Raw genomic sequence first — 26,076 nt, 5'->3', positions numbered from 1 at the left:
CGGCAGCCTACGAGTTCCCGGCGCCCGGCACTACGGACTCCCGCCCGCGCGGGGGTTCTTGGGCATCCCCCAGCGACCGCAGCATCCTGGCGATCACCGCCTCGATGTCCGGCTCCCGCACCGACAGGTCCACCAACGGATACTCTGCGGCGATCCGCGCCACCAGCGGCGCCGCCGACTCCGACGCCGGGAAGGCCAGCCACTGACGCGGCCCCTCCACCCGTACCACCCGGGCGGACGGACCCGCCTCGATCGGCGGCAGCTCCCGCTCCAGGTCCACGACCAGCGTCCGCTCGCTCTCCCCCGCCTCGTGCAGCCCGGCGAGCGGGCCGTCGTACATCATCCGCCCGTGGTCGATGACCATCACACGGGAGCACAGCTGCTCGATGTCCTGCAGGTCGTGGGTGGTCAGCAGCACCGTCGTGCCGCGCTCGGCGTTCAGCTCGCGCAGGAACTCCCGCACCCGCGCCTTGGACACGACGTCCAGGCCGATCGTCGGCTCGTCGAGGTAGAGCACCTCGGGATCGTGCAGCAGGGCCGCCGCGATGTCGCCGCGCATCCGCTGCCCCAGCGACAGTTGCCGCACGGGCACGTCCAACAGGGCGCCCAGCTCCAGCAGTTCCACCAGGCGGTCGAGGTTCTCCCGGTAACGGGCGTCCGGGACGCGGTACATGCGGTGCATCAGCCGGTAGGAGTCGATCAGCGGCAGGTCCCACCACAGCGTCGTACGCTGCCCGAACACCACCCCTATGCGGTGCGCCAGGCGCGTCCGCTCCCGGGACGGGTCGATGCCCGCCACCCGCAGCCGCCCGCCACTTGGCGTGAGAATGCCGGTCAGCATCTTGATCGTCGTCGACTTGCCGGCGCCGTTCGGGCCGATGTAACCGACCATCTCGCCGCGCGCCACGGTGAAGGAGATCGCGTCGACCGCCCGCACCCGCCGCGACTCCCGCTTCAGGAAACCCGTCCTCGTCCGCACCTCGAAGACCTTCTCCACACGGTCGACGTCGATGAAACCCTCGTCCACGTGCCTCAACTCCCCGTGCTCCGATACGACCGCAGACCCGCCCGCCAGGCCAGCCCCGCCAGCGCGCAGCACGCCACCGCCACCAGCGGCGGGGTGAACGCCGTCCACTCCGGCAGCCCCAGCGGGTACGGCCGCCCCAGCACATACGCGGCGGGCACCCAGTTGACGAAGGCCAGCGGCAGCACGAACGTCACCCCCCGCACCAGGTCCTTGCCGAACACGGTCGGCGGGTACTGCAACATCGTCTGACCGCCGTAGGTGAACGCGGCCTGCGCCTCCGACGCGTCCTGCGTCACGAACTGGAACGCGGCGCCCGCCACGAACAGCGAGGAGAAGATCCCCGCCCCGCTGACCAGCATCACGGGCAGCAGCAGCACCTTCGACGGCGTCCAGTCCACGTCCAGCGCGGCCAGCGCGTACCCCAGCACCAGCGCGCCCTGCGTGATCCGGCCGACGCGGCGCAGCGCGAACCGGTCCGCCGCCACCTGGGCGAGCACCGGCGCCGGCCGCACCAGCAGCGTGTCGAGCGTGCCGTCGCGCACCCGCTGCCCCAGCCGGCCGGCCGAACCGATCGCCAGGTCCGCGCACCCGAACGACAGGGCGGCCAGACCGTAGAGGAAGGCGATCTCGGGCAGCCTGTAGCCGCCCAGCACGTCCACCCGCGAGAACATCAGCAAGATCGCGACGAAGTCCAGTCCGGTCACCACCAGCCCGCCGAACGCCGTCATCACGAAGGACAGCGGGTACGCCATGGTCGAGCGGATCCACATCCCGGCGATCAGCCCGTAGGCCCGCAGCCCCTGAAGCACCCTGCCGCCCGCACCCCCGTCACCCACCCTGCACCACCACCCGCCGCGTCGCCGCCCCCTGCACCAGCCGGCCCGCCGTCAGCAACACCACCGCCCACACCACCTGAAAGGCGTACGTGCCCCACGGATCGGCCTCCCCCATCAGGACGTCCGCCGGCATCTGCAGCAACGCCGCCCACGGCAGCACCCGCACCACCTCGCCGAGCGCCCCGGGGAAGACGTTCAGCGGCAGCACCATCCCCGTGCAGAACATGCCCGTCACCATCAGCATCTGCAGCGCGCCCGTCCCGTCCAGCAGCCAGAACCCGCTCAACGCCACCAGGTACCGGATCGCGAAGCTCACCACCATCGCGAGCACCACCGAGACGACGAACGCCAGCCACACCAGCGGATCACCCGGAACGGCCATCGGGAACACCAGCATCCCGAACAGGAACGGCACCACCCCGCGCCCCAACAACTGGAACACCGACCGCCCCAGGTCACCGGCGAGCCACCACACCTGCAGGTCGACCGGTCGGTACAGGTCGATCGCCACCGCACCGGTGCGGATCCGCTCCATCAACTCGCTCTCGAAACCACCGCCCTGCAGCGCCAGCGTCGCGAACAACGCCTGCCCCAGCCACACATAGGTGACCGCCTGCGCCTGGTCGTAGCCCCCGAGCTGCGGCCGCTCGTCCCACAACGCCAGGTAGGTGGAGACGAGGATCAGGCCGAAAACCGTGTTGGTGAACACCCCCGCGGCCGTGGCCGCCCGATAGGTCGCGTACCTTCGGAAACCCCCCGCTGCGACGGCCGCGTACAACCGCGCCGAACCCACGGCAACCGTCCTCCCACACTCGCGGACACCGAAGCGCGGGAGCCTAGTGCGCCCACGCGACCGCGTGCCACGCGTTTTCCGGCCCCCACGTGACGCAACACGCTCCCATTGCCGGGAACGGAACGCTCGGTGCGAGAGTCTTCATCAGGGGGCGCAGAAGGCGTACGAGGCGTACGGGAACGTACGACGCGAAACAGGAGTCCGAGCAGCACATGAGCGACGAGCCGCAGCCGAAGCAGCCGACCGAGGGCTGGGCGGCATCCAGAGAGCCCGAGGCGGCCCAGCCTGCGGCAGACGGCAAGAAGCCGAAGCGTCCCAAGCGCACCGGCTGGCGCCGCCTCCTGCCGACCTGGCGCATGGTGGTCGGCACCTTCCTCTTCGGCGCCCTGCTCCTCGTCGGCCTGTTCTACCTCGGCTACTCCACGGTCAAGATCCCCCCGGCCAACGCGCTCGCCACCAAGCAGAGCAACGTCTACCTGTACGCCGACGGCACCGAGATCGCCCGCGACGGCGAGGTCAACCGCGAGAACGTCACCCTCGCCCAGATCTCCAAGGCCGCCCAGCACGCCGTCCTCGCCGCCGAGGACCGCGACTTCTACACCGAGTCCGCCGTCGACCCCAAGGCCATGCTCCGCGCCGGCTGGAACACCGCCACCGGCAAGGGCAAGCAGTCCGGCTCCACGATCACCCAGCAGTACGTCAAGAACTACTACCTCGCGCAGGAACAGACCGTCACCCGCAAGGTCAAGGAGTTCTTCATCGCGATCAAGCTGGACCGCGAGAAGTCCAAGGACGACATCCTCGAGGGCTACCTCAACACCAGCTACTTCGGCCGCAACGCCTACGGCATCCAGGCCGCCGCCCAGGCCTACTACGGCATCGACGCCGCCGAACTCACCGCCGCGCAGGGCGCCTACCTCGCCGCGCTGGTCAACGCGCCCAGCGAGTACGACGTGATCGCCCACCCCGAGAACCACAAGGCCGCCGAGGCCCGCTGGAACTACGTCCTCGACGGCATGGTCGGCAAGGGGTGGCTGAAGGTGTCCGAGCGCACCGGCATGACCTTCCCCACCCCCCGGGAGACCAGCGGCGCCGACATCGGCATGTCCGGCCAGCGCGGCTACATCGTCCGCGCGATCAAGGACTACCTCATCAGGAACAAGGTCGTCGACGAGAGCGAGCTCGACTCCGGCGGCTACCGCATCACCACCACCCTGGAGAAGAAGAAGCAGGACGCCTTCGTCGACGCCGTCAACGACCAGTTGATGAAGAAGCTCGACAAGGACCGCAAGGTCGACACCTACGTCCGCGCGGGCGGCGCCGCCGTCGACCCCAAGACCGGCAAGGTCCTCGCCATGTACGGCGGCATCGACTACGTGAAGCAGTACACCAACAACGCCACCCGGCGGGACTTCCAGGTCGGCTCCACCTTCAAGCCGTTCGTCTTCACCTCGGCCGTCGAGAACGGCTCCGAGACCCAGGACGGCCGGCGGATCACCCCCAACACCATCTACGACGGCACCAACAAGCGCCCCGTGCAGGGCTGGAGCAGCGCCTACAACCCGGCCAACGAGGACGACTACTCCTACGGCGACATCACCGTCCGCGAGGCCACCGACAAGTCGGTGAACTCGGTGTACGCGCAGATGGCCGTCGACGTCGGCCCCGCCAAGGTCAAGGAGACCGCGATCGAACTCGGCCTGCCCGCCGACACCCCCGAACTCCACCCGTACCCGTCGGTCGCGCTGGGCGTGGCCACCGCGAGCGTCCTGGACATGGCCGAGGCGTACGCGACCCTCGCCAACCACGGCCGGCACGGCACGTACACCATGATCGAGAAGATCACCAAGGACGGCTCGGACGTCATCGAGCTGCCCGAGCGGAAGTCCTCCCAGGTCATCACCCGCGAAGCCGCCGACACCACCACCTCCGTCCTGCGCAGCGTCGTCCAGAACGGCACCGCCACCGAGGCCCTGGCCATCGGCCGCCCCGCCGCCGGCAAGACCGGCACCGCCGAGGAGGACACCGCCGCCTGGTTCGCCGGCTACACCCCCGACCTCGCCACGGTCGTCGCCGTGATGGGCCAGGACCCCGTCACCGCCGCCCACAAGTCGCTCTACGGCGCGATGGGCCTGGACCGCATCAACGGCGGCGGAGCGCCCACGCAGATCTGGGCGCAGTTCATGAAGGACGCCCTGAAGGGCACCCCGGTCACCGACTTCAGCCTCCAGCTCCAGGAAGGCTCCGAGGAGACCGCCTACCCCTCCTCCGAGCCCCCGCAGGACGAACCCACCGAGGACCGGGACCAGGACACGGCCACCCCCGGCGGCCAGGACACCGCAACCCCGGGACGGACGCAGGGCCAGACCGACGGCGGCACGGCCACCGGCGGCGCCACGCCGACCGGGGGCGCCACCGGCGGCGGCACGACCACCGGCGGCACCACCTCGGGCACCACCGACGGCGGGACGTCGACCGGCGGGACCACCGACGGCGGCACGGGAGACCCGACCGACGGCGGCACGGCGACGGACGGCGGCACCGCCGACGGAGGCACGACCGGAACACCGACCGGCACCACCCCGCAGCTCACGACCCGCAGGCCCGCGGAGCAGTAACCCCGGGCTCAGTGCCCGGAGGTCGCCTTCAGCCCCACGACCGCGACCAGCAGCAGACACACGAAGAAGATCCGGGCGGTGGTGGCCGGCTCCCCCAGCACCGCCATGCCGTAGACCGCCGCCCCGGCCGCCCCGATCCCCACCCACACGCCGTAGGCGGTACCGATGGGCAGGGAGCGGGCCGCATACGACAGCAGCAGCATGCTGCCGACGATGCCGGCGCCGGTGAACAGACTGGGCACGAGCCGGGTGAAACCGTCCGTGTACTTCATGCCGACCGACCAGCCGACCTCGAGCAGACCGGCGACGACGAGCAGAACCCAGGCCATGGGAGCACCTCCGGGACACGAGCTTCTTCGGAAACGGGGTGCGTCGTCTTTGCCTGCGATCCCGGTACGGCGCGTCTCGTCGGGCTTGCTCCCCAAGCTAGCAAAGAAAGGCGAAAGGGGCTGGTGACCATGGTCACCAGCCCCTACAGGCCTCCACGAACCGCCTGCCTACAGGCACAACCCGCCTGAGGACAGGTCCGGACCCGCCCGCCCGACTACAGGTACAGCCCGGTCGAGTCCTCCGACCCCTCGAACCGGTCCGCGGCCACGGCGTGCAGGTCACGCTCGCGCATCAGCACGTACGCGATGCCCCGCACCTCCACCTCGGCCCGGTCCTCCGGGTCGAACAGGACCCGGTCGCCCGGCTCCACGGTCCGTACGTTCTGACCCACCGCGACCACCTCGGCCCACGCCAGCCGACGGCCGACGGCCGCCGTGGCCGGGATCAGGATCCCGCCACCGGAACGCCGCTCGCCCTCACTGGTGTCCTGCCGCACGAGAACACGGTCGTGCAGCATACGGATGGGCAGCTTGTCGTGGTGACTGCTGTGCTCGTCTCTCTTACCGCTCACGTTGTTGAACCTACCTGCCTCGGCCGGACGGGGACTCCTGCGGGTCAGCCCTTACGACGCCGGGTGCCCAGGGCCAGCAGACCCACCACCCCGACCACCACCAGGGCGACCGGCAGGACCCGCTCCAGCCGGGGCGCGCCCTCCTCGTTCACGAACTGCGCCCTCACATCGGTCACGACCCGGTTGACCTGGACATAGGCCTTCCCGAGGGTGTGATCGACGTTGGCGACGACCTTGGCCTTGGCGTCCCCGACGATCGTCTTCGGGTGCACGCGCACCCCGATCTCGTCGAGCGTCTCGGCCAGCACTTCACGGCGGCGCCTGATGTCCGCCTCGATCTGCGCCGGGGTTCTGGTGTCCGACGTGTCCGCCACGGTAGGGCCTCCGAAGTAAGCCGATGCCTGTTGCTGTTGCCGATGCTGTCCTGGACAGTCTGTCAGCTCCACACCCGCCCGGACCGTCAGGACCCCCGGTTACGCTGGTCCGATGAGCGAGCGACTCCAGCCCGGGGACGTGGCCCCCGCCTTCACCCTCCCCGACGCCGACGGCAACGAGGTGTCCCTGTCCGACCACAAGGGCCGCAAGGTCATCGTCTACTTCTACCCGGCCGCCCTGACCCCCGGCTGCACGAAGCAGGCCTGTGACTTCACCGACAACCTCGAGGTGCTGGCCGGCGCCGGGTACGACGTCATCGGCATCTCCCCCGACAGCCCCGAGAAGCTGGGCAAGTTCCGCGACCAGGAGTCCCTTCGGGTCACCCTGCTGGCCGACCCCGACAAGAAGGTCCTCGACGCGTACGGCGCCTTCGGCGAGAAGAAGAACTACGGCAAGACCTACCTGGGCGTCATCCGCTCCACGATCGTCGTCGACGAGGAGGGCAAGGTCGAACGCGCCCTGTACAACGTCCGCGCGACCGGCCACGTGGCGAAGATCATCAAGGACCTGGGCATCTGAGGTCCCGGCTCCACCGACCGGCAAGCGGCCCCCGCCGGGTGACCCCGGCGAGGGGCCGCTTCACGTTTCGCGCGTGACCGCCCGGTAAACGATTCGTTACTCCGTGCGAGGGCTACGAACGGACACTCGAACCGGAGGGGGGCATATGGGCGTGCGGGGAGCAGCAGCACGAGCGGACATGTACAGCAGGGAACGGCTGGCGCGAGAGGTTGCAGGAGCTCGTAACTGGAGTGACCTCATGCGACGCCTCGGCCTCAAGCCGAGTGGCGGGCAGCGGCGAGTTCTGCAGGAGAAAGTGACGCGCCATGGACTCGACACCAGCCACTTCGTCAAGCGCAGCGCCTGGCGCAAGTACTCCGATGCCGCCATTGCCGAGGCCGCCGTCTCGTCGTCCTCACTCCGGGAAGTGGCCCTGAAGCTGGGTGCCACCCCAGCCACAGGGACTCTCTCGCACATCCGACGCCGTATCGCTGCGGCAGGCATCGACATCAGCCACTTCCCCGGTGTTGATCGCCCCGACCTGGACCTGCCCTTCACCCGGGAGGAACTCCGTGCGGCAGCAGCCACCGCCACGAGTGTGCGTGGCGTGGCACGCGCACTGGGCGTTCCCGATGACAGCCGGTCGCGGACGGCACTCGGCCGGATGCTGACCACCCAGGACGTCGACATCAGCCACTTCTCCCATCGGCGCACATCGATTCCCGAGGACAAGCTGCGGAGTCTCGTACGGAGTTCCACCAGTTACGCCGACGTCATGCGCGGCCTTGGCATGGACGTGAACGACACCAATCACCGACGCGTACGGCGCGCCGCCTACCGCCTCGATCTGGACACCAGCCACTTCAAGCGCCGGTCCTGGGGACGACCGGAGCGCCCCGCACCGCCGCCGATCGCGCATCGCGTGCTGGTCGTCCTGCCAGAGCAAGCAGGACGGACGAACAGGACCCGACTACACCAGGCTCTGTCCGAGATCGGGGTGCACTACGCGTGTTCGGAGTGCGGTAACACCGGCGAGTGGCGGGGCCGCCGGATCACCTTGCAGATCGACCATGTCAACGGGAACTGGCGGGACAATCGCCCAGGGAACCTGCGATACCTCTGCCCCAACTGCCATGCGCTGACAGACACGTGGTGTCGCCAGAAGATCAGAGCGCCCCTCGCCGGGTGACACGACCGCCCCGTACACTTAGTGCCGCCGGTCGAGCGTGATGACCGTTTTTGAGCGGCCGTGATGGAATTTGGCAGTCATGCTGGTTTTAGGTACCAGTGGGTTAACACCCGTGTGGGTTCGAGTCCCACCGGCCGCACATGCGCGAAGGGGCCGCCCGAATGGGCGGCCCCTTCGCACAGCTCAGCCCAACAGCTCCCGCACCACCGGTACCAACTCGCGGAACGCCTTGCCGCGGTGGCTGATCGCGTTCTTCTCCTCGGGGGTCAGCTCCGCGCAGGTGCGGGTTTCGCCGTCCGGCTGGAGGATCGGGTCGTAGCCGAAGCCGTTGGTGCCGGCGGGGGTGTGGCGCAGGACGCCCCTCAACCGGCCTTCGACCACACGCTCCGTGCCGTCGGGGAGGGCGAGGGCCGCCGCGCAGGCGAAGTGGGCGCCGCGGTGTTCGTCGGCGATGTCCGAGAGCTGGGCGAGCAGCAGGTCCAGGTTGGCCTGGTCGTCGCCGTGGCGGCCTGCCCAGCGGGCGGAGAAGATGCCGGGGGCGCCGTTCAGGACGTCGACGCAGAGGCCGGAGTCGTCGGCCACGGCGGGCAGGCCGGTGGCCTGGGCGAGGGCGTGGGCCTTGAGCAGGGCGTTCTCGGCGAAGGTGACGCCGGTTTCCTTGACGTCGGGGACGTCGGGGTAGGTGTCCGCGCCGACGAGGTCGTGGGGCAGGCCTGCGTCGGCGAGGATCGACCTCAGTTCGGTGATCTTTCCGGCGTTGCGGGTGGCGAGGATCAGGCGGGTCATGGCCCCCAGTATCGCGGGGGCCGGTGCCTGTCGTGCGCTACGGGGTGCAGACCTTGGTCAGCTCGCCCGCGGCGTCGACGACGGGGGTGAGGTCGGGGGTCTCGTCGCCGTTCTTCACGGCCGTACGGACGTTGTCGACGGCTGTGGTGAGGTCGTCCACGGCCTTGTCGACGTCGGCGTTGTCCGTCTTGTCGCCGATCTTGTCGAGGTTCTTGTCGATGGAGTCGAGGGACTCCTCGAGCTGGGTGGGGTCGTTCGAGGCGCTCTCCACGGCCTGCTGGAGTTCGGTGACGCTGTCGGCGATGGCGTCGGCGGTCTGGACGCAGTCCAGTGCCTTGTTGACGGCGTCGCAGCCGGTGGTGAGTCCGGCCGTCAGTCCGACGGCCGCGACCGCTGCGGCTATGGCGGTACGGCGACGGCGGCGTCGGCTCTCGGCCATGGTGGTGGTCCTCCCCTTGCTCAGCCCCAAGGGCCCCCGTGTGCTGACGTGGCCGGGCGTACGGCGGTGAACCGTACGCCCGTACTCGTAGGGACGCGGGGGCGGGCGGTCCGGTTGCCCGTGCCCGCCGCCCTTCTTGGCATGTCCTTTACTTTTCGAGGACGGTATCAAGGGCCGTCCGCTGAAGGACAGTGAGTTCCGCGCAGCCGGTGACGGCCAGGTCGAGGAGGGCGTCGAGTTCGGCGCGGGCGAACGGCTGGGCCTCGGCGGTGCCCTGGACCTCGACGAAGCGGCCGTCTCCGGTGCAGACGACGTTCATGTCGGTCTCGGCGCGGACGTCCTCGTGGTAGCAGAGGTCGAGGAGGGGGACGCCGCCCACGATGCCGACGGAGACGGCGGAGACGGTGCCGGTCAGGGGCTGGCGGCCGGCTTTGATCAGCTTCTTGCGCTGGGCCCAGGCGACCGCGTCGGCGAGGGCGACGTAGGCGCCGGTGATGGCTGCTGTGCGGGTGCCGCCGTCGGCCTGGAGGACGTCGCAGTCGAGGACGATGGTGTTCTCGCCGAGGGCCTTGTAGTCGATGACGGCGCGCAGGGAGCGGCCGATGAGACGGGAGATCTCGTGGGTACGGCCGCCGATCTTGCCCTTGACGGATTCGCGGTCGCCGCGGGTGTTGGTGGCGCGGGGCAGCATGGAGTACTCCGCGGTGACCCAGCCCTCGCCGCTGCCCTTGCGCCAGCGGGGGACGCCTTCGGTGACGGAGGCGGTGCAGAAGACCTTGGTGTCGCCGAAGGAGACGAGGACGGAGCCTTCTGCGTGCTTGCTCCAGCCGCGTTCGAGGGTGACCGGGCGGAGCTGTTCGGGGGTGCGGCCGTCGATTCGAGACATGGGGCCGAGCCTAGCCGTACGTGCGGAAGGGGCCCCTCCCGCGGTGGGGTGGGGCTCCTTCTCGTCCGTGGGCGGGGTCAGCCGCTCACATCATGTCCTCGATCTCGGCGGCGATCGGGTCGGCGTCGGTGCCGATGACGACCTGGACGGCGGTGCCCATCTTGACGACGCCGTGGGCGCCGGCGGCCTTCAGGGCGGCGTCGTCGACCAGCGAGGGGTCGGAGACCTCGGTGCGGAGCCGGGTGATGCAGCCCTCGATCTCCTCGATGTTGTCGATGCCACCGAGTCCGGCGACGATCTTCTCGGCCTTGCCGGAGAGCTTGCTGGCCATGTTCGGTCTCCTGAATTCCCTGGTGCGAACCGCTTTGTCGCAGTAACCCACAGTTGGCGCATCTTCGCGAGCGGTCGTGCTGTGCGTCCCGAATGATGGCGTCACGACAGCGGAACCGTCCCCGACTGGTCTACACCACCGGCCGGGCGGTCGCCAAGCCCGGCCTCGTGGAGGACGCCGATGAGTTCCGGAAGCGCCGCCCCCGAGAGCACTCCCGCGCGCGCCCGGTGGAACGACCTGTTCCAGGGGCTGCAGAAGATGGGTCGCAGTCTGCAGCTGCCGATCGCGGTGCTGCCGGCCGCCGGCATCCTCAACCGGCTCGGTCAGCCGGACGTGTTCGGGGACGACGGGCTGGGCTGGACGAACGTCTCGAAGGTGATGACGGGTGCCGGAGGCGCTCTGCTCAACGGCCAGTTGGGGCTGCCCCTGCTGTTCTGCGTCGGCGTGGCCATCGGGATGGCGAAGAAGGCGGACGGCTCGACGGCCCTCGCGGCGGTGACGGGTTTCCTCGTCTACTACACCGTGCTGCTCCAGTTCCCAGACGACTGCCCCGAAGGGGCGAAGGCCATTCCGAACATCGGCTGCCAGGCGACGGTGGACGGCACGGTGACGGCGTTCACCTTCCAGAACCCGGGCGTCTTCGGCGGGATCGTGATGGGCCTGCTGTCGGCCTATTTCTGGCAGCGGTTCCACCGCACGCGGCTGGTGGACTGGCTGGGCTTCTTCAACGGGCGACGGCTGGTGCCGATCATCATGGCGTTCGTGGCCATCGTCTTCGCGGCGCTGTGCCTGTGGGTCTGGCCGCCCGTCGGGGAGGGCCTCGAGAGTTTCAGTGACTGGCTCGACGGGCTGGACGCCTGGGGTGCGGGCATCTTCGGTGTCGCCAACCGCGCGCTGCTGGTGATCGGCCTGCACCAGTTCCTGAACGTGCCCATCTGGTTCCAGTTCGGCAGCTACACCAGGCCGGACGGTCAGGTGGTGCACGGCGACATCAACATGTTCCTGGCGGGCGACCCGGACGCGGGCCAGTTCACCTCGGGCTTCTTCCCGATCATGATGTTCGCGCTGCCGGCGGCGGCGCTCGCGATCACGCACTGTGCGCGTCCGGAGCGCCGCAAGGAGGTGGGCGGCCTGATGCTGTCGGTGGCGCTGACGTCGTTCGTCACGGGGATCACGGAGCCGATCGAGTACTCGTTCCTGTTCGTGGCGCCGGTGCTGTACGCGGTGCACGCGGTGCTGACGGGTGTGTCGATGGCGGTGACGTGGGGGCTGGGGGTGCACGACGGCTTCAGCTTCTCCGCGGGGCTCATCGACTACGTCATCAACTGGAATCTGGCGACGAGACCGTGGGCGATCATCCCGATCGGGCTGTGCTTCGCACTCCTCTATTACGTGGTCTTCCGCTTCGCGATCACCAGGTTCGATCTCAGGACGCCGGGGCGGGAGCCGGAGGAGCAGCGGGAGGACGTCACGAAGGCCTGAAGGGCGGCTGGAAAAGATCGAAAAAAGACGCTGAGCGTAGTGTTCCGGTTGCAGTTCTGACGGGTTCCTTATATCGCCTTCATCGTGCTACAACATGGTCTACACCACTGAGTGGTGTAGACCACCACCCGATGGAGGAAGTCTATGAGCACCGCCACCTCGCCAACGGCGGCCCCCACGAAGAAGTGGGGATCCGGCCTTTTCCAGGGCCTGCAGAAGGTCGGCCGCAGCCTTCAGCTGCCCATTGCCGTGCTGCCGGCGGCGGGTCTGCTGCTGCGGTTCGGGCAAGCCGACGTCTTCGGCAAGGACGGCCTCGGCTGGGACAAGGTCGCGGCCGTGTTCGCCACCGCGGGTGGCGCCATCTTCGACAACCTGCCGATGCTGTTCTGCATCGGTGTCGCCATCGGCTTCGCCAAGAAGGCGGACGGCTCCACCGCGCTGGCCGCCCTGGTCGGCTTCCTGGTGTACAGCAACGTCCTGAAGGCCTTCCCGGTCACCGAGGCCAAGGTCCAGGCCGGCGCGGACGTCGCCGCGACCTACAACAACCCCGGTGTCCTCGGCGGCATCATCATGGGTCTGCTGTCCGCCGTGCTGTGGCAGCGCTTCCACCGCACCAAGCTGGTGGACTGGCTCGGCTTCTTCAACGGGCGCCGTCTGGTGCCGATCATCATGGCGTTCGTCGGCACGCTCATGGGCGTCTTCTTCGGCCTGGTCTGGGAGCCGATCGGTGAGGTCATCTCCGACTTCGGCGAGTGGATGACCGGCCTCGGCGCCTTCGGCGCGGCGCTCTTCGGCCTCATCAACCGCGCGCTCATCCCGATCGGCATGCACCAGTTCGTCAACACCGTCTCCTGGTTCCAGCTCGGCGAGTTCAAGGACGCGGCGGGCGAGATCGTGCACGGTGACCTGAACCGCTTCTTCGCCGGTGACCCGACCGCCGGTCAGTTCATGTCCGGCTTCTTCCCGATCATGATGTTCGGTCTGCCGGCCGCCGCGATCGCGATCGCCCACGCCGCTCGCCCCGAGCGCCGCAAGGCCGTGATGGGCATGATGATCTCGCTGGCGCTCACCTCCTTCGTGACCGGTGTGACCGAGCCGATCGAGTTCTCGTTCATGTTCATCGCGCCGGTGCTGTACGCGATCCACGCGGTCCTCACCGCCGTCTCCATGGCGGTCACCTGGGCGCTCGGCGTCCACGCGGGCTTCACCTTCTCCGCGGGCGTCATCGACTACGGGCTGAACTGGAACCTCGCCACCAAGCCATGGTTGATCATCCCGATCGGCCTGGTCTTCGCCGTCGTCTACTACGTCGTCTTCCGCTTCGCCATCACGAAGTTCAACCTGCCCACCCCGGGTCGCGAGCCCGAGGAGGAGGTCGAGGACCTCACCAAGGCGTAGGCCCTTCGCGCGGTACGCACACGCGCGGCACGACGAAGGCCCCCGGAGCCCTGAACCGCTCCGGGGGCCTTCGTCACGTTCGTGGGGTCAGACCTCGTACGCCACCCGCGGCACCGCCAGCTCCACGGGGCCGTCGAACACCGCCCGCGCGTCCGCGAGGTTGACCTGCGGGTCGGTCCACGGCGGGATGTGGGTGAGGACGAGGCGGCGGGCGCCCGCGCGGGCCGCCGTCTCGCCCGCCTCGCGGCCGTTGAGGTGCAGGTCGGGGATGTTCTCCTTGCCGTGCGTGAAGGCGGCCTCGCACAGGAACAGGTCGGCGTCGCGGGCGAGTTCGTCGAGGGCGGCGCTCACGCCCGTGTCGCCGGAGTAGGTCAGCGACTTCCCGCCGTGCTCGATGCGGATGCCGTACGCCTCCACCGGGTGGGCCACGCGCTCGGTGTGGACCGTGAAGGGTCCGATGTCGAAGGTGGAGGGCTTGACCGTGTGGAAGTCGAAGACCTCGCTCATGGAGGAGGCCGAGGGGGTGTCGGCGTAGGCCGTGGTGAGGCGGTGCTCGGTGCCCTCGGGTCCGTAGACCGGGATGGGGTCGCAGCGTCCGCCGTCGTGCCGGTAGTAGCGTGCGACGAAGTACGCGCACATGTCGATGCAGTGGTCGGCGTGCAGATGGCTCAGGAAGATCGCGTCGAGGTCGTAGAGACCGCAGTGGCGCTGCAGCTCGCCCAGGGCGCCGTTGCCCATGTCGAGGAGCAGCCGGAAGCCGTCGGCCTCGACGAGGTAGCTCGAGCAGGCCGATTCCGCGGACGGGAACGACCCCGAGCAGCCGACGACGGTGAGCTTCATGAAGTGAAACCTCCGCTGGCGGGGACCTAGGTAATACCGAATACCGGGATGGATCGCGAAACAAACGGTCGTGCAAGGGCGAGGGGGGTCGTGCGGTCCGTCGAGCGTAAGGCGCAAAACAGCGGGTCGCTCCTCCACCAGGGGCTGTTGTGGGCGAACTCACCTGCGCTGTCACCGATTCGGCTGGACGCGGCGGGGGTACCTCCACGCCTTTCGGTCTGTGGGGGAGCGTGAGGCGCACGGAAGGGCGCGCGCCGTCGGACGGGCGCCGGTAACGTCGTGCCCATGGACACGTCCTGGTGGCTGGCGCTCGCGGCGGTGGTGCTGCTCGCGCTCGTCGCCACGCTCGTCGACGGCTGGGGCCGGGGCCGGCGTCCGCAGGGGCGCAGGACGCGGCCGCCGGGCCGGCCGACGCGGGGTCACGGTGTGGCGGGGCGGCCGCAGCCGGCGGAGATCTGGTGGGCGAGCGTGCCCTACGAGGACGGGCCGGGCGCGAAGGACCGGCCGTGTCTGGTGCTGGTGGTGCGCGGGGACCGGGTGACCGTCGCGAAGATCACCAGCCGGTACCGGGACGAGCGGTCGGGGGTGATCCCGTTGCCGCCGGGCGCGGTCGGGGATGCGCAGGGGCGTCCGAGCTTCCTGGAGACGGACGAGCTGCGGCAGGTCCCGGTGGGCGAGTTCCGCCGCCGGGTGGGTGTGGTGGACCCGGTCCTGTGGGACCAGGTCCGTCACCTGACGAGGTAGGTCCGCCCGCGGCTCACGCCCAGAGCTGGCCCTGGAGGGTTTTGATGGCTTCCTCGGTCGTCGCGGCGGTGTAGACGCCCGTCGAGAGGTACTTCCAGCCGCCGTCGGCCACGACGAAGACGATGTCGGCGCTCTCGCCCGCCTTCACGGCCTTCTTGCCGACGCCGATCGCGGCGTGCAGCGCGGCGCCGGTGGAGACGCCCGCGAAGATGCCCTCCTGCTGGAGCAGCTCGCGGGTGCGGGTGACCGCGTCCGCGGAGCCGACGGAGAAGCGGGTGGTGAGGACGGAGGCGTCGTACAGCTCGGGGACGAAGCCCTCGTCGAGGTTGCGCAGGCCGTAGACCAGGTCGTCGTAGCGCGGCTCGGCGGCGACGATCTTGACGTCCGGCTTGTGTTCGCGCAGGTAGCGGCCGACGCCCATGAGGGTGCCGGTGGTGCCGAGGCCGGCCACGAAGTGGGTGACGGAGGGGAGGTCGGCGAGGATCTCCGGGCCCGTCGTGGCGTAGTGGGCGCCCGCGTTGTCCGGGTTGCCGTACTGGTAGAGCATCACCCAGTCGGGGTGCTCGGCGGCCAGCTCCTTGGCGACGCGCACGGCGGTGTTGGAGCCGCCCGCGGCCGGGGAGGAGATGATCTCCGCGCCCCACATGCCGAGCAGGTCGCGGCGTTCCTGCGAGGTGTTCTCGGGCATCACGCACACCATGCGGTAGCCCTTGAGCTTCGCCGCCATGGCGAGGGAGATGCCGGTGTTGCCGCTGGTGGGCTCGAGGATGGTGCACCCGGGGGTCAGGCGGCCGTCCTTCTCCGCCTGCTCGATCATGTGCAGGGCGGGGCGGTCCTTGACCGAGCCGGTGGGGTTGCGGTCCTCCAGCTTCGCCCAGATGCGGACCTCGGCGGACGGCGACAGCCGCGGCAGGCGCACCAGAGGGGTGTTGCCCACCGCGGCCAGCGGGGAGTCGTAACGCATGGGTGTCAGCGGCCGATCAGGCCATGCCGCCGGCCACGGCCGGCAGGATCGTCACGGTGTCGCCGTCGGTCAGCTTGGTGTTGATGCCGTCGACGAACCGGACGTCCTCGTCGTTCAGGTAGACGTTGACGAAGCGGCGCAGCTGGCCGTCGTCCACGATGCGGGCCTGGATGCCCGCGTGCCGGGTCTCGAGGTCGGCGAACAGGTCGGCGAGGGTGTCGCCGTTGCCCTCCACCGCCTTCTGACCGTCGGTGTACTGGCGGAGGATGGTGGGGATGCGGACCTCGATGGCCATGGCTCAGGGCTCCTGTCGGGAGTGGTCAGGTCGGTAAGCGCGCGGCAGCGCCACATGCATGCAGGGTCGAGCGTCGCGCCGCGGCTCACGGGCCGTACGGCGGCAGGGGCAGCGTCAACAGATGGCGCTGGCGAGCCTGCACAGGTCGACGTGCAGCCGCGCCACGAGCAGGGCGCCCGGCGTCTTCTCGCTCACGTCGTTCAAAACCATGGGCTCATCGTATCGATTCCCGGTCGGGCTTCCCGAGTGTGATCCCACATGATGGACGGTTTCAGGTCGAGAGGTGAGACGCCGGAGGATGAGGCCCGGTTCCGGGGGCGGGCTGCCGCGCTGGTCACGCGGACCGTGTCGCATCGGCCGGGTCGGCCGGACCTCGGAGCGCACCTGCCCGGTTGCGGTCGAACAGCAGCCGCACCGTCCGGCGGCCCATCTCCTCCACGTCCGGGTGGACGGTGGTCAGGGGCGGATCGGTGGTCCCGGCGATGGACGCCAGGTCGTCGAAGCCGACGGGGCCACGTCATCGGGCACGCGGCGGCCGTGCTCGCGCAGCGCCTGGAGCGCGCGCCGGAGGCCACCGGGTCGGAGGCGGCGAAGACGGCGTCCAGGTCGCGGTGGCGGCCCAGCGGCGCGGCCGCGGCGTCGGCGTCGCCCCCCGGGCGCGGTCGGGTCTCCCGGCCAGGTGGGGGGTGCCGGGCGGCGCGGTGGGTGACCAGTTGCCGGGCCGCCCGGTCGGGGACGTAGCCCGGCTCGGCGATCATCCGCGGACCTTCTCGACGGCCTCGGTGCTCACCCGTGCCTCGCCGTTCACCACGCGCGACACGGTGGATCTCGACCCGCCCGACCGGCGTGCGACGTCTTCGAGGGCGGGCCGCCGTCCGTTCGCGTGCCGGGTCAACGCCTGCTCCGGGCGCGGGAGTTGCCGACTCGAGCTCAGTACGCCTCGAGGATCCTGACCTCCTCCTCGGTGACCTCGCCCTCGACGATACGGAAGGAGCGGAACTGGAAGTCACCGGCGCCGTCGGTGTCGGCGGTGGAGACGAGGACGTAGTGGGCGCCCGGCTCGTTGGCGTAGGAGATGTCGGTGCGGGAGGGGTAGGCCTCGGTGGCGGTGTGGGAGTGGTAGATGACCACCGGTTCCTCGTCGCGGTCGTCCATCTCGCGGTAGAGCTTGAGCAGGTCGCCGGAGTCGAACTCGTAGAAGGTGGGCGACATGGCCGCGTTCAGCATCGGGATGAAACGCTCCGGGCGGTCCGAGCCGGCCGGGCCCGCGACGACGCCGCACGCCTCGTCGGGGTGGTCCTTGCGCGCGTGCGCGACGATCTTGTCGACGAGGTCCTGGGTGATGGTCAGCATGCTGGTCAGGATAAGCAGAGGGGCAGCCCCGTACCGAAGGACGGTACGGGGCTGCCCACATGGCGGACGTCCTGAGCGGCAGCCGGAGGGGGCGCCACGAGAGCTCCCTCCGGCCGGACGTCCTTACGGGGTGGTCAGCCCACCTTCTCCAGCTCCGTCTCGCGGCGCTGGGTGACCTCGGGGTTGCGGGACTTCAGCACGGCCCAGCCGATGGCGAGGGCGGCGGCCCAGCCGGCCATCACGTACAGGCAGACGCGGGAGTCGGCGTCGTAGGCGATGAGGCCCGTGACGAAGAGCAGGAACGCGATGGCGATGTAGGAGCACACCGCGCCGCCCGGCGCCGGGAAGGAGGAGGCGGGCAGGCGGCCCGCGTCGACCGCGCGGCGGTAGAGGACGTGGCTGACCAGGATCATCAGCCAGGTCCAGATGCCGGCCGCGGTGGCGACGGAGGTGACGTAGCCGAAGGCCTTCTCCGGAACGACGTAGTTCAGGACGACGCCGATGCCCATGAAGAGCACGGAGACGAAGATGCCGAAGGCGGGCGTCTTGGTCGACGACAGCTTCTTGAAGGCCGCCGGGGCCTCGCCGCTCTCGGCGAGGTTCCGCAGCATGCGGCCCGTGGAGTACATGCCGGAGTTGCAGGAGGACAGGGCGGCGGTGAGCACGACGAAGTTGACGATGGCGGCGCCGGCCGGGATGCCGATCTTGGCGAAGGCGGCGACGAAGGGGCTCACGCCGGGCGCGAACTCGGTCCACTTCACCACGCACAGGATGACCGTGAGCGCGCCGACGTAGAAGAGGGCGATGCGCCACGGGAGCGTGTTGATGGCCTTGGGGAGGGTCTTCTCCGGGTCCTCGGACTCGCCGGCCGTGACACCGACCAGCTCGACGGCGAGGTAGGCGAACATGACGCCCTGCAGGGTCATCAGGGACGAGCCGATGCCCTTGGGGAAGAAGCCGTCGAAGGCCCACAGGTTGGAGACCGCGGCGGTGTCGCCGGCGGAGCTGAAGCCGAAGGTGAGGACACCGAGGCCGATGACGATCATGCCGATGAGCGCGGTGACCTTGACCATCGAGAACCAGAACTCCAGCTCACCGAAGAGCTTCACGGAGATCAGGTTGACGCCGAAGAGGATCACCAGGAAGACGAGTGCCGTCACCCACTGGGGAATGGACGGGAACCAGTAGTTGACGTAGATCGCGGCGGCCGTCAGCTCGGCCATGCCGGTGACGACCCACATCAGCCAGTACGTCCAGCCGGTGAAATAGCCGAAGAACGGGCCGAGGAACTCGCGGGAGTACTCCGCGAAGGAGCCCGAGACCGGGCGGTAGAGCAGGAGCTCGCCGAGCGCCCGCATGATGAAGAAGATGATCACGCCCGCGAGGGCGTACATGAAGATGAGGCTGGGGCCGGCCTTGGCGATGTTCGCCCCGGCGCCCAGGAACAGGCCGACGCCGATGGCGCCGCCGATGGCGATCATCTGGACCTGGCGGCTGCCGAGGCCGCGCTCGTACCCCTCTTCGGAGGTCTTCTCCGTGTCGACCTGAGCGGAGGTCATGTTGTGGTGCGCCTTTCTCCATGCCGACCCGCGGCCTCTCGTCGGCCTCGGATCGGGTCTCGATCCCCCCGGATTGATGGAGCTGGGCGGGCCTCGCGGATCCGCCCGTGCCTGGCCGGCGATCCGCCGGCTCGGTGGCGCCCCCGGACGAACATTCGGGTGGTGTTCGCCGGGTGGTCGTGAAGATTTATCACGGCCGCAACACTGATCGCCGGTGAGACATGTGGCGCACAGCACAGGAAGAAGCGGACAAAGAGCGCGCGTGCGGGACAAAGTTGGCCGACATGGTGACGCGATCGTTATTCGGATTTGAGCGTCCTCTGAGCGAACACAGGATCGCCACAAGTCCGGCATAAAGGTGGAGAGTCAGGGCCCGGAAGCCGACCGTCCGGCCCGGAAAGCCGGGTGCCAGGGCCCGGAAGCCGGGCGTCAGGGCTGGGAGCCGACCGTCCGGGCCCGGGAGCCGACCGTCCGGGCCCGGGAGCCGACCGTCCGGGCCCGGGAGCCGGGTGTCAGGGCATCAGGGTCGAGACGAGCGTCTCCTGGAGGCCGCCCAGCCACAGGTAGGCCATCACCATCGGCTTGCGCGGGTCGTCGTCCGGCAGCCGGTAGAGGAGGTCGGTGTCCTCCTCGTCGGCGATCTCCAGGCGGGAGCCGATCGCCAGCCTCAGGTCGTTGAGGGCACCGAGCCACTTCCGGGACTCCTCGGGCGACAGCTTCAGCACCGCCGCGCCCTCCTCCTCGACCGCGAGCGCGTCCAGGGAGCGCACCACCGCGAGGGCGTTGTCCCGCTTGCCCGCCCGGAGGTCGTTCTCGGTGTAGCGGCGGAACTCCGAGGAGTACGCCCGCTGCTCCTCCGCCTCCCGGGGGCCGGGCGTGGCCTCGGGGTCGGTGTACGCGTCGGGGAAGAGCCGTCTGAGGACCGGGTCGGCCGGGGGCTCGCTGGGCCCCTCGGCGAACAGTTCGGCGAGCGGGTCGTCGGGGGCGTCCTCCGCGGGGCCGGGGCCGATGAGCTCCAGGAGCTGCACGGCCAGCGACCGGATGATGGAGATCTCGACGTCGTCGAGTGCGACGGCCGCGCCGCCGCCGGAAAGCGGTTCGAAGTGTCCTGGCATCAGTGAGGTGACTACTTCCGGTCCTGCTGGAGGGTGGCCCACAGACCGTAGCCGTGCATCGCCTGCACGTCGCGTTCCATCTCCTCGCGGGTACCGCTGGAGACGACCGCCCGGCCCTTGTGGTGGACATCGAGCATGAGCTTGGTGGCCTTGTCCTTCGGGTAGCCGAAGTACGTCTGGAAGACGTACGTCACATAGCTCATGAGGTTGACCGGGTCGTTGTGAACGATCGTGACCCAGGGGACGTCCGGCTCCGGTACGGCGAAGACCTCCTCCGCCGACTCGGTGCGTTCGATCTCAAGGGGAGCGGGTGACGTCACACGAACCATGCTGCCATGCCCGACAGAAATCGTCACACCGACGAAAAGGGGGTACCATCGCCGTCATGCCGCATACGCCGGGGGACAGCCCCCGGCCCCCCGGCCGACGCGCCGGGGTCCCGGAGAGTCATGGCTAGGAGAGCTTTCGTGGATGTAGCGGATCTTGGGCTGCCGGTGGACGTCCCCTCCACGGCGCTCTTCACGGACCAGTACGAGCTGACGATGCTGCAGGCCGCACTGAAGGCGGGGACCGCCGGGCGGCGCAGCGTGTTCGAGGTATTCACGCGGCGGCTGCCGGAGGGACGGCGCTACGGCGTGGTGGCGGGCACCGGCCGGGTCCTGGACGCCGTCGAGAACTTCCGTTTCGACGAGGGGGTGCTGGGCTTCCTGCGCGGGCGGAAGATAGTCGACGAGGAGACCCTGGAATGGCTGGGCTCGTACCGCTTCTCGGGTGACATCTGGGGTTATCCGGAGGGCGAGGTGTACTTCCCGGGCTCGCCGATCATGCGGGTCGAGGGCACCTTCGCCGAGTGCGTGCTCCTGGAGACCGTGATCCTGTCGATCCTCAACCACGACTCCGCGATCGCCGCGGCCGCCTCCCGGATGGCCTCGGCGGCCGGGCAGCGCCCGCTGATCGAGATGGGCGCCCGGCGCACCCACGAGCTGGCCGCCGTAGCCGCCTCCCGCGCCGCGTACATCGGCGGCTTCACCACCACCTCCGACCTGGCCGCGGGCTTCCGCTACGGCATCCCGACCGTCGGCACCTCCGCCCACGCCTTCACCCTGCTGCACGACACCGAGCGCGACGCCTTCCGGGCCCAGGTCGACTCGCTGGGCCGCGGCACCACCCTGCTCGTGGACACCTACGACGTCGCCGAGGCCGTCCGTACGGCGGTGGAGGTCGCCGGGCCCGAGCTGGGCGCGGTGCGCATCGACTCCGGCGACCTGCTGCTCGTCGCCCACCGCGTGCGCCAGCAGCTGGACGAGCTGGGCGCGACCGGCACGCGGATCATCGTCACGTCCGACCTCGACGAGTACGCCATCGCCTCGCTGGCCGCGGCACCCGTGGACGCGTACGGCGTCGGCACCCAGCTCGTCACCGGCTCCGGGCACCCGACGGCCTCCATGGTCTACAAGCTGGTGGCCCGCGCCGAGTCCACCGACCCGCGGGCGCCGCTGGTGCCGGTGGCGAAGAGGTCGACCGGCGGCAAGACCTCCATCGGCGGCCGCAAGTGGGCCGCGCGCCGCCTGGACGAGCACGGGGTGGCGGAGGCCGAGGTCGTCGGCACCGGCCCGGTCCCCGCCGGGCTGACCGACCGCCAGCTCCTCGTCGAACTGGTCAAGGGCGGCGAGGTGGTCGCCCGCGAGCCGCTGGACGTGGTCCGCGACCGCCACATCGCCGCCCGGGCCGCCCTGCCGTTGTCCGCTACGCAGCTCTCGCGCGGGGAACCCGTCCTTCCGACGGAGTACGTACACGAGCGCTCGGGTAGCTAGAGGCCGTGCGGACCCCCACTCCGCGCCCCGCCCCTTCCCGCACCGCCGCCGAAGTCTCTAGGCTCGTAACTTCACCCATAGTCGAAGGACACCCACCATGCGCCGCGCCTTGATCGTCGTAGACGTGCAGAACGACTTCTGCGAGGGGGGCAGCCTCGCGGTGGCCGGGGGCGCCGACGTGGCCGCCGCGATCACCGAGCTGATCGGGCAGGCCCCCGCCGGGTACCGGCATGTCGTGGCCACCCGCGACCACCACATCGCGCCCGGCGGCCACTTCGCCGACAACCCCGACTACGTCCACTCGTGGCCCGCGCACTGCGTCGCGGGCACCGAGGGCGTGGGCTTCCACCCGAACTTCGCCCCGGCGGTCGCCTCGGGCTCCATCGACGCCGTCTTCGACAAGGGCGCCTACGCCGCCGCGTACAGCGGCTTCGAGGGAGCCGACGAGAACGGCGTGACGCTGGGAGACTGGCTGCGGGCGCGGGAGATCGACGAGGTGGACGTCGTCGGCATCGCCACCGACCACTGTGTCCGCGCGACCGCGCTGGACGCGGCCCGTGAGGGCTTCCGCACCCAGGTGCTGCTCGACCTGACCGCCGGCGTGGCCCAGGAGACCACCGAGCGGGCGATCGAGGAGATGAGAGCGGCGGGCGTGGAGCTGTCCGGCAAGCCGGTCGTGCAGTAGGCGCCCGGCACCGTCCGCCCCCTCCTACGCCTGTGCCGCCGGCCTCCGCAGCAGCGACCTGATCGGGCGCCACAGCTCCGGCACCGTCGCGACGACGCCGGAGTCCGGGGCCGTGCGCCATATCAGGCCGTCGGGGTGGTGCAGGACCGCCGTGATCTCGTCCGGGGTGGGCGGGGCCGCGTTGCCGCGCAGGTAGACAGCGCGCAGACCCAGGTTGCGGAGCCTGGTCAGGGCTCGGGCGCGGTTCTGGGCGAGGACGAGGACGCGCACTCCCGTGACGGCGTCGGCGATGGGGCTGGGCAGGTTCAGCGCCACCACGACCATGCCGTCCGGCAGCTTGCAGAAGCCTCCTGCGGCCATGCGGTCACACCCCCGTGCGTGTCGGTGTCGGTCCAGGTGTCAATAAGAAGAGCACAGGAGGCACCTAAACACGATCGGCGGCGACCCGCCAGAGGGACGCCGCCGATACGCGTTTGACCTGGGGAAACGTCGACTACTTCATCGACGGTCCGACCTTCACCGTGATCGTCGAGCCGCTCAGCGGCTCACTGACGATCTTGATCGAGGTGTTGGTGTCAGTGACCTTGACGCCGGCCAGCGGGTTCGACTCGTCGTAGTAGTCGGACCGGCCGTCGTCGAAGACCGGGACGCCCGGACGGGACTTGATCTTCGTGGCGACGTCGGCGTTGTGCAGCGTGATCGCGTCGGTCGGGTACCGGCTGAAGGTCGAGTCGAAGGACTGGATGCGGTTGCGCATCAGGGTGCCGTCGGACCACTTCAGCGGGGCGGGGTGGGCGTCGACCGGAAGGATCAGGCCCTCACCGTGGTGCTGGCTGGTGTTGTCGTCCGCCTGCGAGGTGTCCCACTTCCAGATCAGCAGACCGTTCTGGTACGGGTAGTGCTCCACCCAGTCCGGACGGGTCGTGGAGAAGCCGTAGTTGTACGGGCCGACCTTCAGGGTCCGGTCGTACGAGACGTACTGGCGGTTCTCGGCGATGTAGAACTGCTCGTAGTCGTCCGTGATGGCCGCGCCGATGCGGGAGAAGCCCTTGGCCGTCCAGGCCGCGTCCGCGGTCTCCGCGTTGTCGGCGAAGAGGGTGGCGCCGTCGGCGGTCACCGTGATCCGGTCGGCCGCGAAGCCCTTCTGGGCCACGCCGCCGTCGGTGGCGTAGCGGAAGCGCAGGTCGATCTTCTTGCCCGCGTAGGCGTCCAGCGGGAACGTCAGCTTCTGGTGGGCGTCGACCGTGCCGGTGAGGGCGGGCTTGCCGCTGCCGTCGCGCGGGATGGCCGTGCCGTCGGCCAGGGTGCCGTCGACGGGCGTGAAGCTGGCGCCGCCGTCGGTGGAGACCTCGGTGTAGAGGTAGTCGTAGTCGGTCTCGATGTCCCACCAGCCGTCGAGGGAGAGGCTCGCCGACGACTTGCCGGTCAGGTCGACCGAGCGGGTCAGGGTGTTGCGCAGGTCGTCGCCGCTGCCGGAGTACCACTGCGTGGCGCCCTCGGCGGGGGTGACCACCTCGGTGGTGACCGTCTTGTTCGGCAGTTCGACGATGAGGGCCTGCGCGTTCTCGGTGTTGTACTCCGCCACGCCGAGCTTGTGGGTGGACTTCACGCCCGCCTTGGCGACCTCGTAGTCGAGCCAGCCGAGCTGGAGCTTGTCCCAGGAGTTCATGTCGCCGGGCAGGTCGCCGATGGAGTCCTTGCCGGTGCCGAGCCAGGAGCCGGAGGACATCAGGGTCCAGAAGCCGGTGGAGTTCTCGCCGCCGCCGGAGGTGTCGTACTCGTCGGGCAGGCCGAGGTCGTGGCCGTACTCGTGGGCGAAGACGCCGAGTCCGCCGTTCTCCGGCTGGATGGTGTAGTCGCCGACCCAGATGCCGGTGTCGCCGATCTGGGTGCCGCCGAGCTTGTTGGTGTCGGGGCCGGTGGAGCCGGCGTCGGTGCCGAAGGCGTACCAGCGGTGGGCCCAGATGGCGTCCGCGCCCTGGGCGCCGCCGCCGGCGGACTCGTCCTCACCGGCGTGCACGATCTGGAAGTGGTCGATGTAGCCGTCGGCCTCGTTGAAGTCGCCGTCGCCGTCGAAGTCGTAGCGGTCCCACTGGTCGAACTCGGCGAGCTCCGCCTTGATCTCGGCGGTGGTCGCGCCGGCCGCCTTGCGCTCGGCGACCCAGGCGTTGACGCCGTCCTGCACCGCGTACCAGGCGCCGGTGGGGGCGTCGTTGGAGCCGTAACGGGCCTCGTTGTAGGGGACCTTGACCCAGTCGGTCACCTCGCCGTCGACCGAGTAGCGGCCCGAGGACTGCTTCTCGTAGTACTTCTTCAGCGACTGGACGCCCGGTCCGGTGCCGAAGTACAGGTCCTCGAAGTGCTTCCGGTCGTAGTCCGCCTGCCAGGCCGTGCTGTTGTTCTGGGTGCGGTCCGGCTCGGCTATCTGGTTGTGCAGCGGGCCGGGGGTGCCGCCGTAGCGGGGGTCGACCTGGTCGCCGAACTCGACGAGGATCGTGAAGATCTTGTCGGTCTTCTCGCGGCCGAGTTCGACGTACTTGCTCTCGCCCTTGCGGCTGTCGAGCTGGACGACCTTGGAGCCGTCCTTCTCCTTCACCGTGGCCTCGCCGGATATGACCTGCTTGAGGGCCTCCTCGCGCTGGGCCTCCTGCGTCTTGCTGAGCGGCCCGTCGAAGTCGTGTTCGTGGGCCTCGGCCGGCTGCGGGTCCTGCCGGTCCACCGCCGGGGCCTTCACCGGCGCGTCGTCGGCCGCCTGAGCCACGGCGAACGTCGAGAACGTCGCCGAGGCCGCCGCGAGGGCGACGACCGTGGCGGCCGTCCTGAACGTCCAGGATCTACTGGTCACTTGAAGCCTCCCCTAACGCGTGCCGGCAGCGCGGAAGGGGGATCCATGTCAAGGGAAGTCCGCGCGCGGTTATACGCGTGTAGCCAAGTGCCGTCATTTGACTACTGGTTCTGCAGAAAAGACAGACCTTGACTTGGACAGGTCAACTGCATTATTGGGAGGCGACGTTCGCATTGCGGACACATGACCGCGACGGGACGGGCGCGCGTGCCCGTCCGTTGACTGGACGTCATGACTCCGTGC

The 26,076-nt window shown here is 69.6% G+C and carries 30 protein-coding genes, 1 tRNA gene and 1 riboswitch; of the genes, 9 read left to right on the top strand and 22 right to left on the bottom strand.

Features of this window, described 5'->3' with window-relative positions; genetic code table 11:
• Positions 1-7 precede the first annotated feature (7 nt).
• The 3 genes from ACIHAR_RS21225 to ACIHAR_RS21215 are packed head-to-tail and all read right to left on the bottom strand — an operon-like array spanning position 8 to position 2,656.
• A complete protein-coding gene (locus ACIHAR_RS21225) occupies positions 8-1,027 on the bottom strand; it encodes an ABC transporter ATP-binding protein (RefSeq protein WP_365461966.1) in 1,020 nt (339 codons plus the stop codon).
• Positions 1,028-1,032: 5 nt separating this feature from the next.
• The gene (locus ACIHAR_RS21220; protein WP_365462140.1) at positions 1,033-1,797 is read right to left on the bottom strand and encodes an ABC transporter permease; all 765 of its coding nucleotides are present in this window, start codon (positions 1,795-1,797) and stop codon (positions 1,033-1,035) included.
• A gap of 58 nt (positions 1,798-1,855) precedes the next feature.
• Positions 1,856-2,656 carry an ABC-2 family transporter protein gene (locus tag ACIHAR_RS21215; RefSeq protein ID WP_365461968.1) on the bottom strand — a complete coding sequence of 267 codons (801 nt, stop codon included), beginning with the start codon at positions 2,654-2,656 and terminating at the stop codon, positions 1,856-1,858.
• Between the two features lie 212 nt (positions 2,657-2,868).
• On the opposite strand from ACIHAR_RS21215, the gene ACIHAR_RS21210 reads away from it, so the two are divergent.
• Complete coding sequence (locus tag ACIHAR_RS21210; RefSeq protein WP_365461970.1) at positions 2,869-5,274, top strand: transglycosylase domain-containing protein; 2,406 nt, start codon at positions 2,869-2,871, stop codon at positions 5,272-5,274.
• Between the two features lie 8 nt (positions 5,275-5,282).
• Here ACIHAR_RS21210 and ACIHAR_RS21205 read toward each other — a convergent pair whose 3' ends face one another.
• The 3 genes from ACIHAR_RS21205 to ACIHAR_RS21195 all read right to left on the bottom strand — a co-directional run bounded on the left by ACIHAR_RS21205 (position 5,283) and on the right by ACIHAR_RS21195 (position 6,549).
• Positions 5,283-5,603 (bottom strand): DMT family transporter, encoded by a 321-nt coding sequence (locus tag ACIHAR_RS21205; RefSeq protein ID WP_400020990.1) that lies wholly within the window; start codon positions 5,601-5,603, stop codon positions 5,283-5,285.
• A 37-nt stretch (positions 5,604-5,640) separates the two neighbouring features.
• A riboswitch (guanidine-III (ykkC-III) riboswitch) is annotated at positions 5,641-5,706 on the bottom strand.
• Between the two features lie 112 nt (positions 5,707-5,818).
• Positions 5,819-6,175: a co-chaperone GroES gene (locus ACIHAR_RS21200; RefSeq protein ID WP_365461974.1), complete on the bottom strand. Its 357-nt coding sequence runs from the start codon at positions 6,173-6,175 to the stop codon at positions 5,819-5,821.
• A 44-nt stretch (positions 6,176-6,219) separates the two neighbouring features.
• Positions 6,220-6,549 (bottom strand): DUF3618 domain-containing protein, encoded by a 330-nt coding sequence (locus tag ACIHAR_RS21195; protein ID WP_365461976.1) that lies wholly within the window; start codon positions 6,547-6,549, stop codon positions 6,220-6,222.
• Positions 6,550-6,661: 112 nt separating this feature from the next.
• On the opposite strand from ACIHAR_RS21195, the gene bcp reads away from it, so the two are divergent.
• From bcp to ACIHAR_RS21180, 3 genes are all read left to right on the top strand, one after another.
• A complete protein-coding gene (gene bcp / locus ACIHAR_RS21190; RefSeq protein WP_365461978.1) occupies positions 6,662-7,129 on the top strand; it encodes a thioredoxin-dependent thiol peroxidase in 468 nt (155 codons plus the stop codon).
• Between the two features lie 238 nt (positions 7,130-7,367).
• Entirely contained in the window at positions 7,368-8,297 is a 930-nt protein-coding gene (locus ACIHAR_RS21185; protein ID WP_365461980.1) for an HNH endonuclease signature motif containing protein, read from the top strand.
• 54 nt (positions 8,298-8,351) lie between these two features.
• Positions 8,352-8,436 (top strand) — tRNA-Leu (locus ACIHAR_RS21180).
• Between the two features lie 44 nt (positions 8,437-8,480).
• Here ACIHAR_RS21180 and rdgB read toward each other — a convergent pair.
• The 4 genes from rdgB to ACIHAR_RS21160 form a co-directional block, all read right to left on the bottom strand.
• Positions 8,481-9,083, bottom strand: a complete 603-nt coding sequence (gene rdgB / locus ACIHAR_RS21175) for an RdgB/HAM1 family non-canonical purine NTP pyrophosphatase (RefSeq protein ID WP_365461982.1) — start codon at positions 9,081-9,083, stop codon at positions 8,481-8,483.
• A gap of 37 nt (positions 9,084-9,120) precedes the next feature.
• Positions 9,121-9,522, bottom strand: coding sequence for a hypothetical protein (locus tag ACIHAR_RS21170; protein WP_400020988.1), 402 nt, complete (start codon positions 9,520-9,522; stop codon positions 9,121-9,123).
• Between the two features lie 148 nt (positions 9,523-9,670).
• A complete protein-coding gene (rph, locus tag ACIHAR_RS21165; RefSeq protein ID WP_365461986.1) occupies positions 9,671-10,408 on the bottom strand; it encodes a ribonuclease PH in 738 nt (245 codons plus the stop codon).
• 85 nt (positions 10,409-10,493) lie between these two features.
• Positions 10,494-10,739, bottom strand: coding sequence for a PTS glucose/sucrose transporter subunit IIB (locus ACIHAR_RS21160; RefSeq protein ID WP_365461988.1), 246 nt, complete (start codon positions 10,737-10,739; stop codon positions 10,494-10,496).
• A 180-nt stretch (positions 10,740-10,919) separates the two neighbouring features.
• Between ACIHAR_RS21160 and ACIHAR_RS21155 the strand changes: the two genes are divergently transcribed.
• Complete coding sequence (locus tag ACIHAR_RS21155; RefSeq protein ID WP_400020986.1) at positions 10,920-12,221, top strand: PTS transporter subunit EIIC; 1,302 nt, start codon at positions 10,920-10,922, stop codon at positions 12,219-12,221.
• A 144-nt stretch (positions 12,222-12,365) separates the two neighbouring features.
• Positions 12,366-13,619, top strand: coding sequence for a PTS transporter subunit EIIC (locus tag ACIHAR_RS21150; protein WP_400020984.1), 1,254 nt, complete (start codon positions 12,366-12,368; stop codon positions 13,617-13,619).
• 87 nt (positions 13,620-13,706) lie between these two features.
• On the opposite strand, the gene ACIHAR_RS21145 is transcribed toward ACIHAR_RS21150, so the two are convergent.
• Positions 13,707-14,459, bottom strand: coding sequence for an MBL fold metallo-hydrolase (locus ACIHAR_RS21145; protein WP_365461994.1), 753 nt, complete (start codon positions 14,457-14,459; stop codon positions 13,707-13,709).
• Positions 14,460-14,744: 285 nt separating this feature from the next.
• On the opposite strand from ACIHAR_RS21145, the gene ACIHAR_RS21140 reads away from it, so the two are divergent.
• The gene (locus ACIHAR_RS21140; protein ID WP_388754721.1) at positions 14,745-15,203 is read left to right on the top strand and encodes a type II toxin-antitoxin system PemK/MazF family toxin; all 459 of its coding nucleotides are present in this window, start codon (positions 14,745-14,747) and stop codon (positions 15,201-15,203) included.
• A 13-nt stretch (positions 15,204-15,216) separates the two neighbouring features.
• Here the strand turns inward: ACIHAR_RS21140 and ACIHAR_RS21135 are convergent, their stop codons facing one another.
• From ACIHAR_RS21135 to clpS, 9 genes are all read right to left on the bottom strand, one after another.
• A complete protein-coding gene (locus tag ACIHAR_RS21135) occupies positions 15,217-16,167 on the bottom strand; it encodes a cysteine synthase (RefSeq protein ID WP_365461998.1) in 951 nt (316 codons plus the stop codon).
• Between the two features lie 16 nt (positions 16,168-16,183).
• Entirely contained in the window at positions 16,184-16,462 is a 279-nt protein-coding gene (locus ACIHAR_RS21130) for a MoaD/ThiS family protein (protein WP_365462000.1), read from the bottom strand.
• A gap of 114 nt (positions 16,463-16,576) precedes the next feature.
• On the bottom strand, positions 16,577-16,672 hold the full coding sequence (locus ACIHAR_RS21125; protein ID WP_020132206.1) for a putative leader peptide: 96 nt from the start codon (positions 16,670-16,672) through the stop codon (positions 16,577-16,579).
• 124 nt (positions 16,673-16,796) lie between these two features.
• Positions 16,797-16,922: a hypothetical protein gene (locus tag ACIHAR_RS21120; protein ID WP_400021082.1), complete on the bottom strand. Its 126-nt coding sequence runs from the start codon at positions 16,920-16,922 to the stop codon at positions 16,797-16,799.
• A gap of 294 nt (positions 16,923-17,216) precedes the next feature.
• Entirely contained in the window at positions 17,217-17,357 is a 141-nt protein-coding gene (locus ACIHAR_RS21115; RefSeq protein WP_400020980.1) for a LacI family DNA-binding transcriptional regulator, read from the bottom strand.
• A 35-nt stretch (positions 17,358-17,392) separates the two neighbouring features.
• The gene (locus tag ACIHAR_RS21110; protein ID WP_365462002.1) at positions 17,393-17,815 is read right to left on the bottom strand and encodes a M67 family metallopeptidase; all 423 of its coding nucleotides are present in this window, start codon (positions 17,813-17,815) and stop codon (positions 17,393-17,395) included.
• Between the two features lie 134 nt (positions 17,816-17,949).
• Positions 17,950-19,374: an amino acid permease gene (locus ACIHAR_RS21105; RefSeq protein WP_365462004.1), complete on the bottom strand. Its 1,425-nt coding sequence runs from the start codon at positions 19,372-19,374 to the stop codon at positions 17,950-17,952.
• Positions 19,375-19,886: 512 nt separating this feature from the next.
• A complete protein-coding gene (locus ACIHAR_RS21100) occupies positions 19,887-20,489 on the bottom strand; it encodes a DUF2017 domain-containing protein (protein WP_365462006.1) in 603 nt (200 codons plus the stop codon).
• Positions 20,490-20,500: 11 nt separating this feature from the next.
• Complete coding sequence (gene clpS / locus ACIHAR_RS21095; protein ID WP_365462008.1) at positions 20,501-20,818, bottom strand: ATP-dependent Clp protease adapter ClpS; 318 nt, start codon at positions 20,816-20,818, stop codon at positions 20,501-20,503.
• Positions 20,819-20,956: 138 nt separating this feature from the next.
• Between clpS and ACIHAR_RS21090 the strand changes: the two genes are divergently transcribed.
• A complete protein-coding gene (locus ACIHAR_RS21090) occupies positions 20,957-22,303 on the top strand; it encodes a nicotinate phosphoribosyltransferase (protein ID WP_365462010.1) in 1,347 nt (448 codons plus the stop codon).
• A 97-nt stretch (positions 22,304-22,400) separates the two neighbouring features.
• Positions 22,401-22,988, top strand: a complete 588-nt coding sequence (locus ACIHAR_RS21085; RefSeq protein WP_365462012.1) for an isochorismatase family protein — start codon at positions 22,401-22,403, stop codon at positions 22,986-22,988.
• A gap of 24 nt (positions 22,989-23,012) precedes the next feature.
• Here ACIHAR_RS21085 and ACIHAR_RS21080 read toward each other — a convergent pair whose 3' ends face one another.
• On the bottom strand, positions 23,013-23,348 hold the full coding sequence (locus ACIHAR_RS21080) for a hypothetical protein (protein WP_365462014.1): 336 nt from the start codon (positions 23,346-23,348) through the stop codon (positions 23,013-23,015).
• 133 nt (positions 23,349-23,481) lie between these two features.
• A complete protein-coding gene (locus ACIHAR_RS21075) occupies positions 23,482-25,833 on the bottom strand; it encodes an immune inhibitor A domain-containing protein (RefSeq protein WP_365462016.1) in 2,352 nt (783 codons plus the stop codon).
• Between the last annotated feature and the right edge of the window lie 243 nt (positions 25,834-26,076).

The sequence above is a fragment of the Streptomyces sp. NPDC052016 genome (genome assembly GCF_044548445.1).
Classification (GTDB): domain Bacteria; phylum Actinomycetota; class Actinomycetes; order Streptomycetales; family Streptomycetaceae; genus Streptomyces.
Note: the sequence above shows the minus strand (reverse complement) of the source record. Positions and strands in the feature narration are given on the sequence as shown.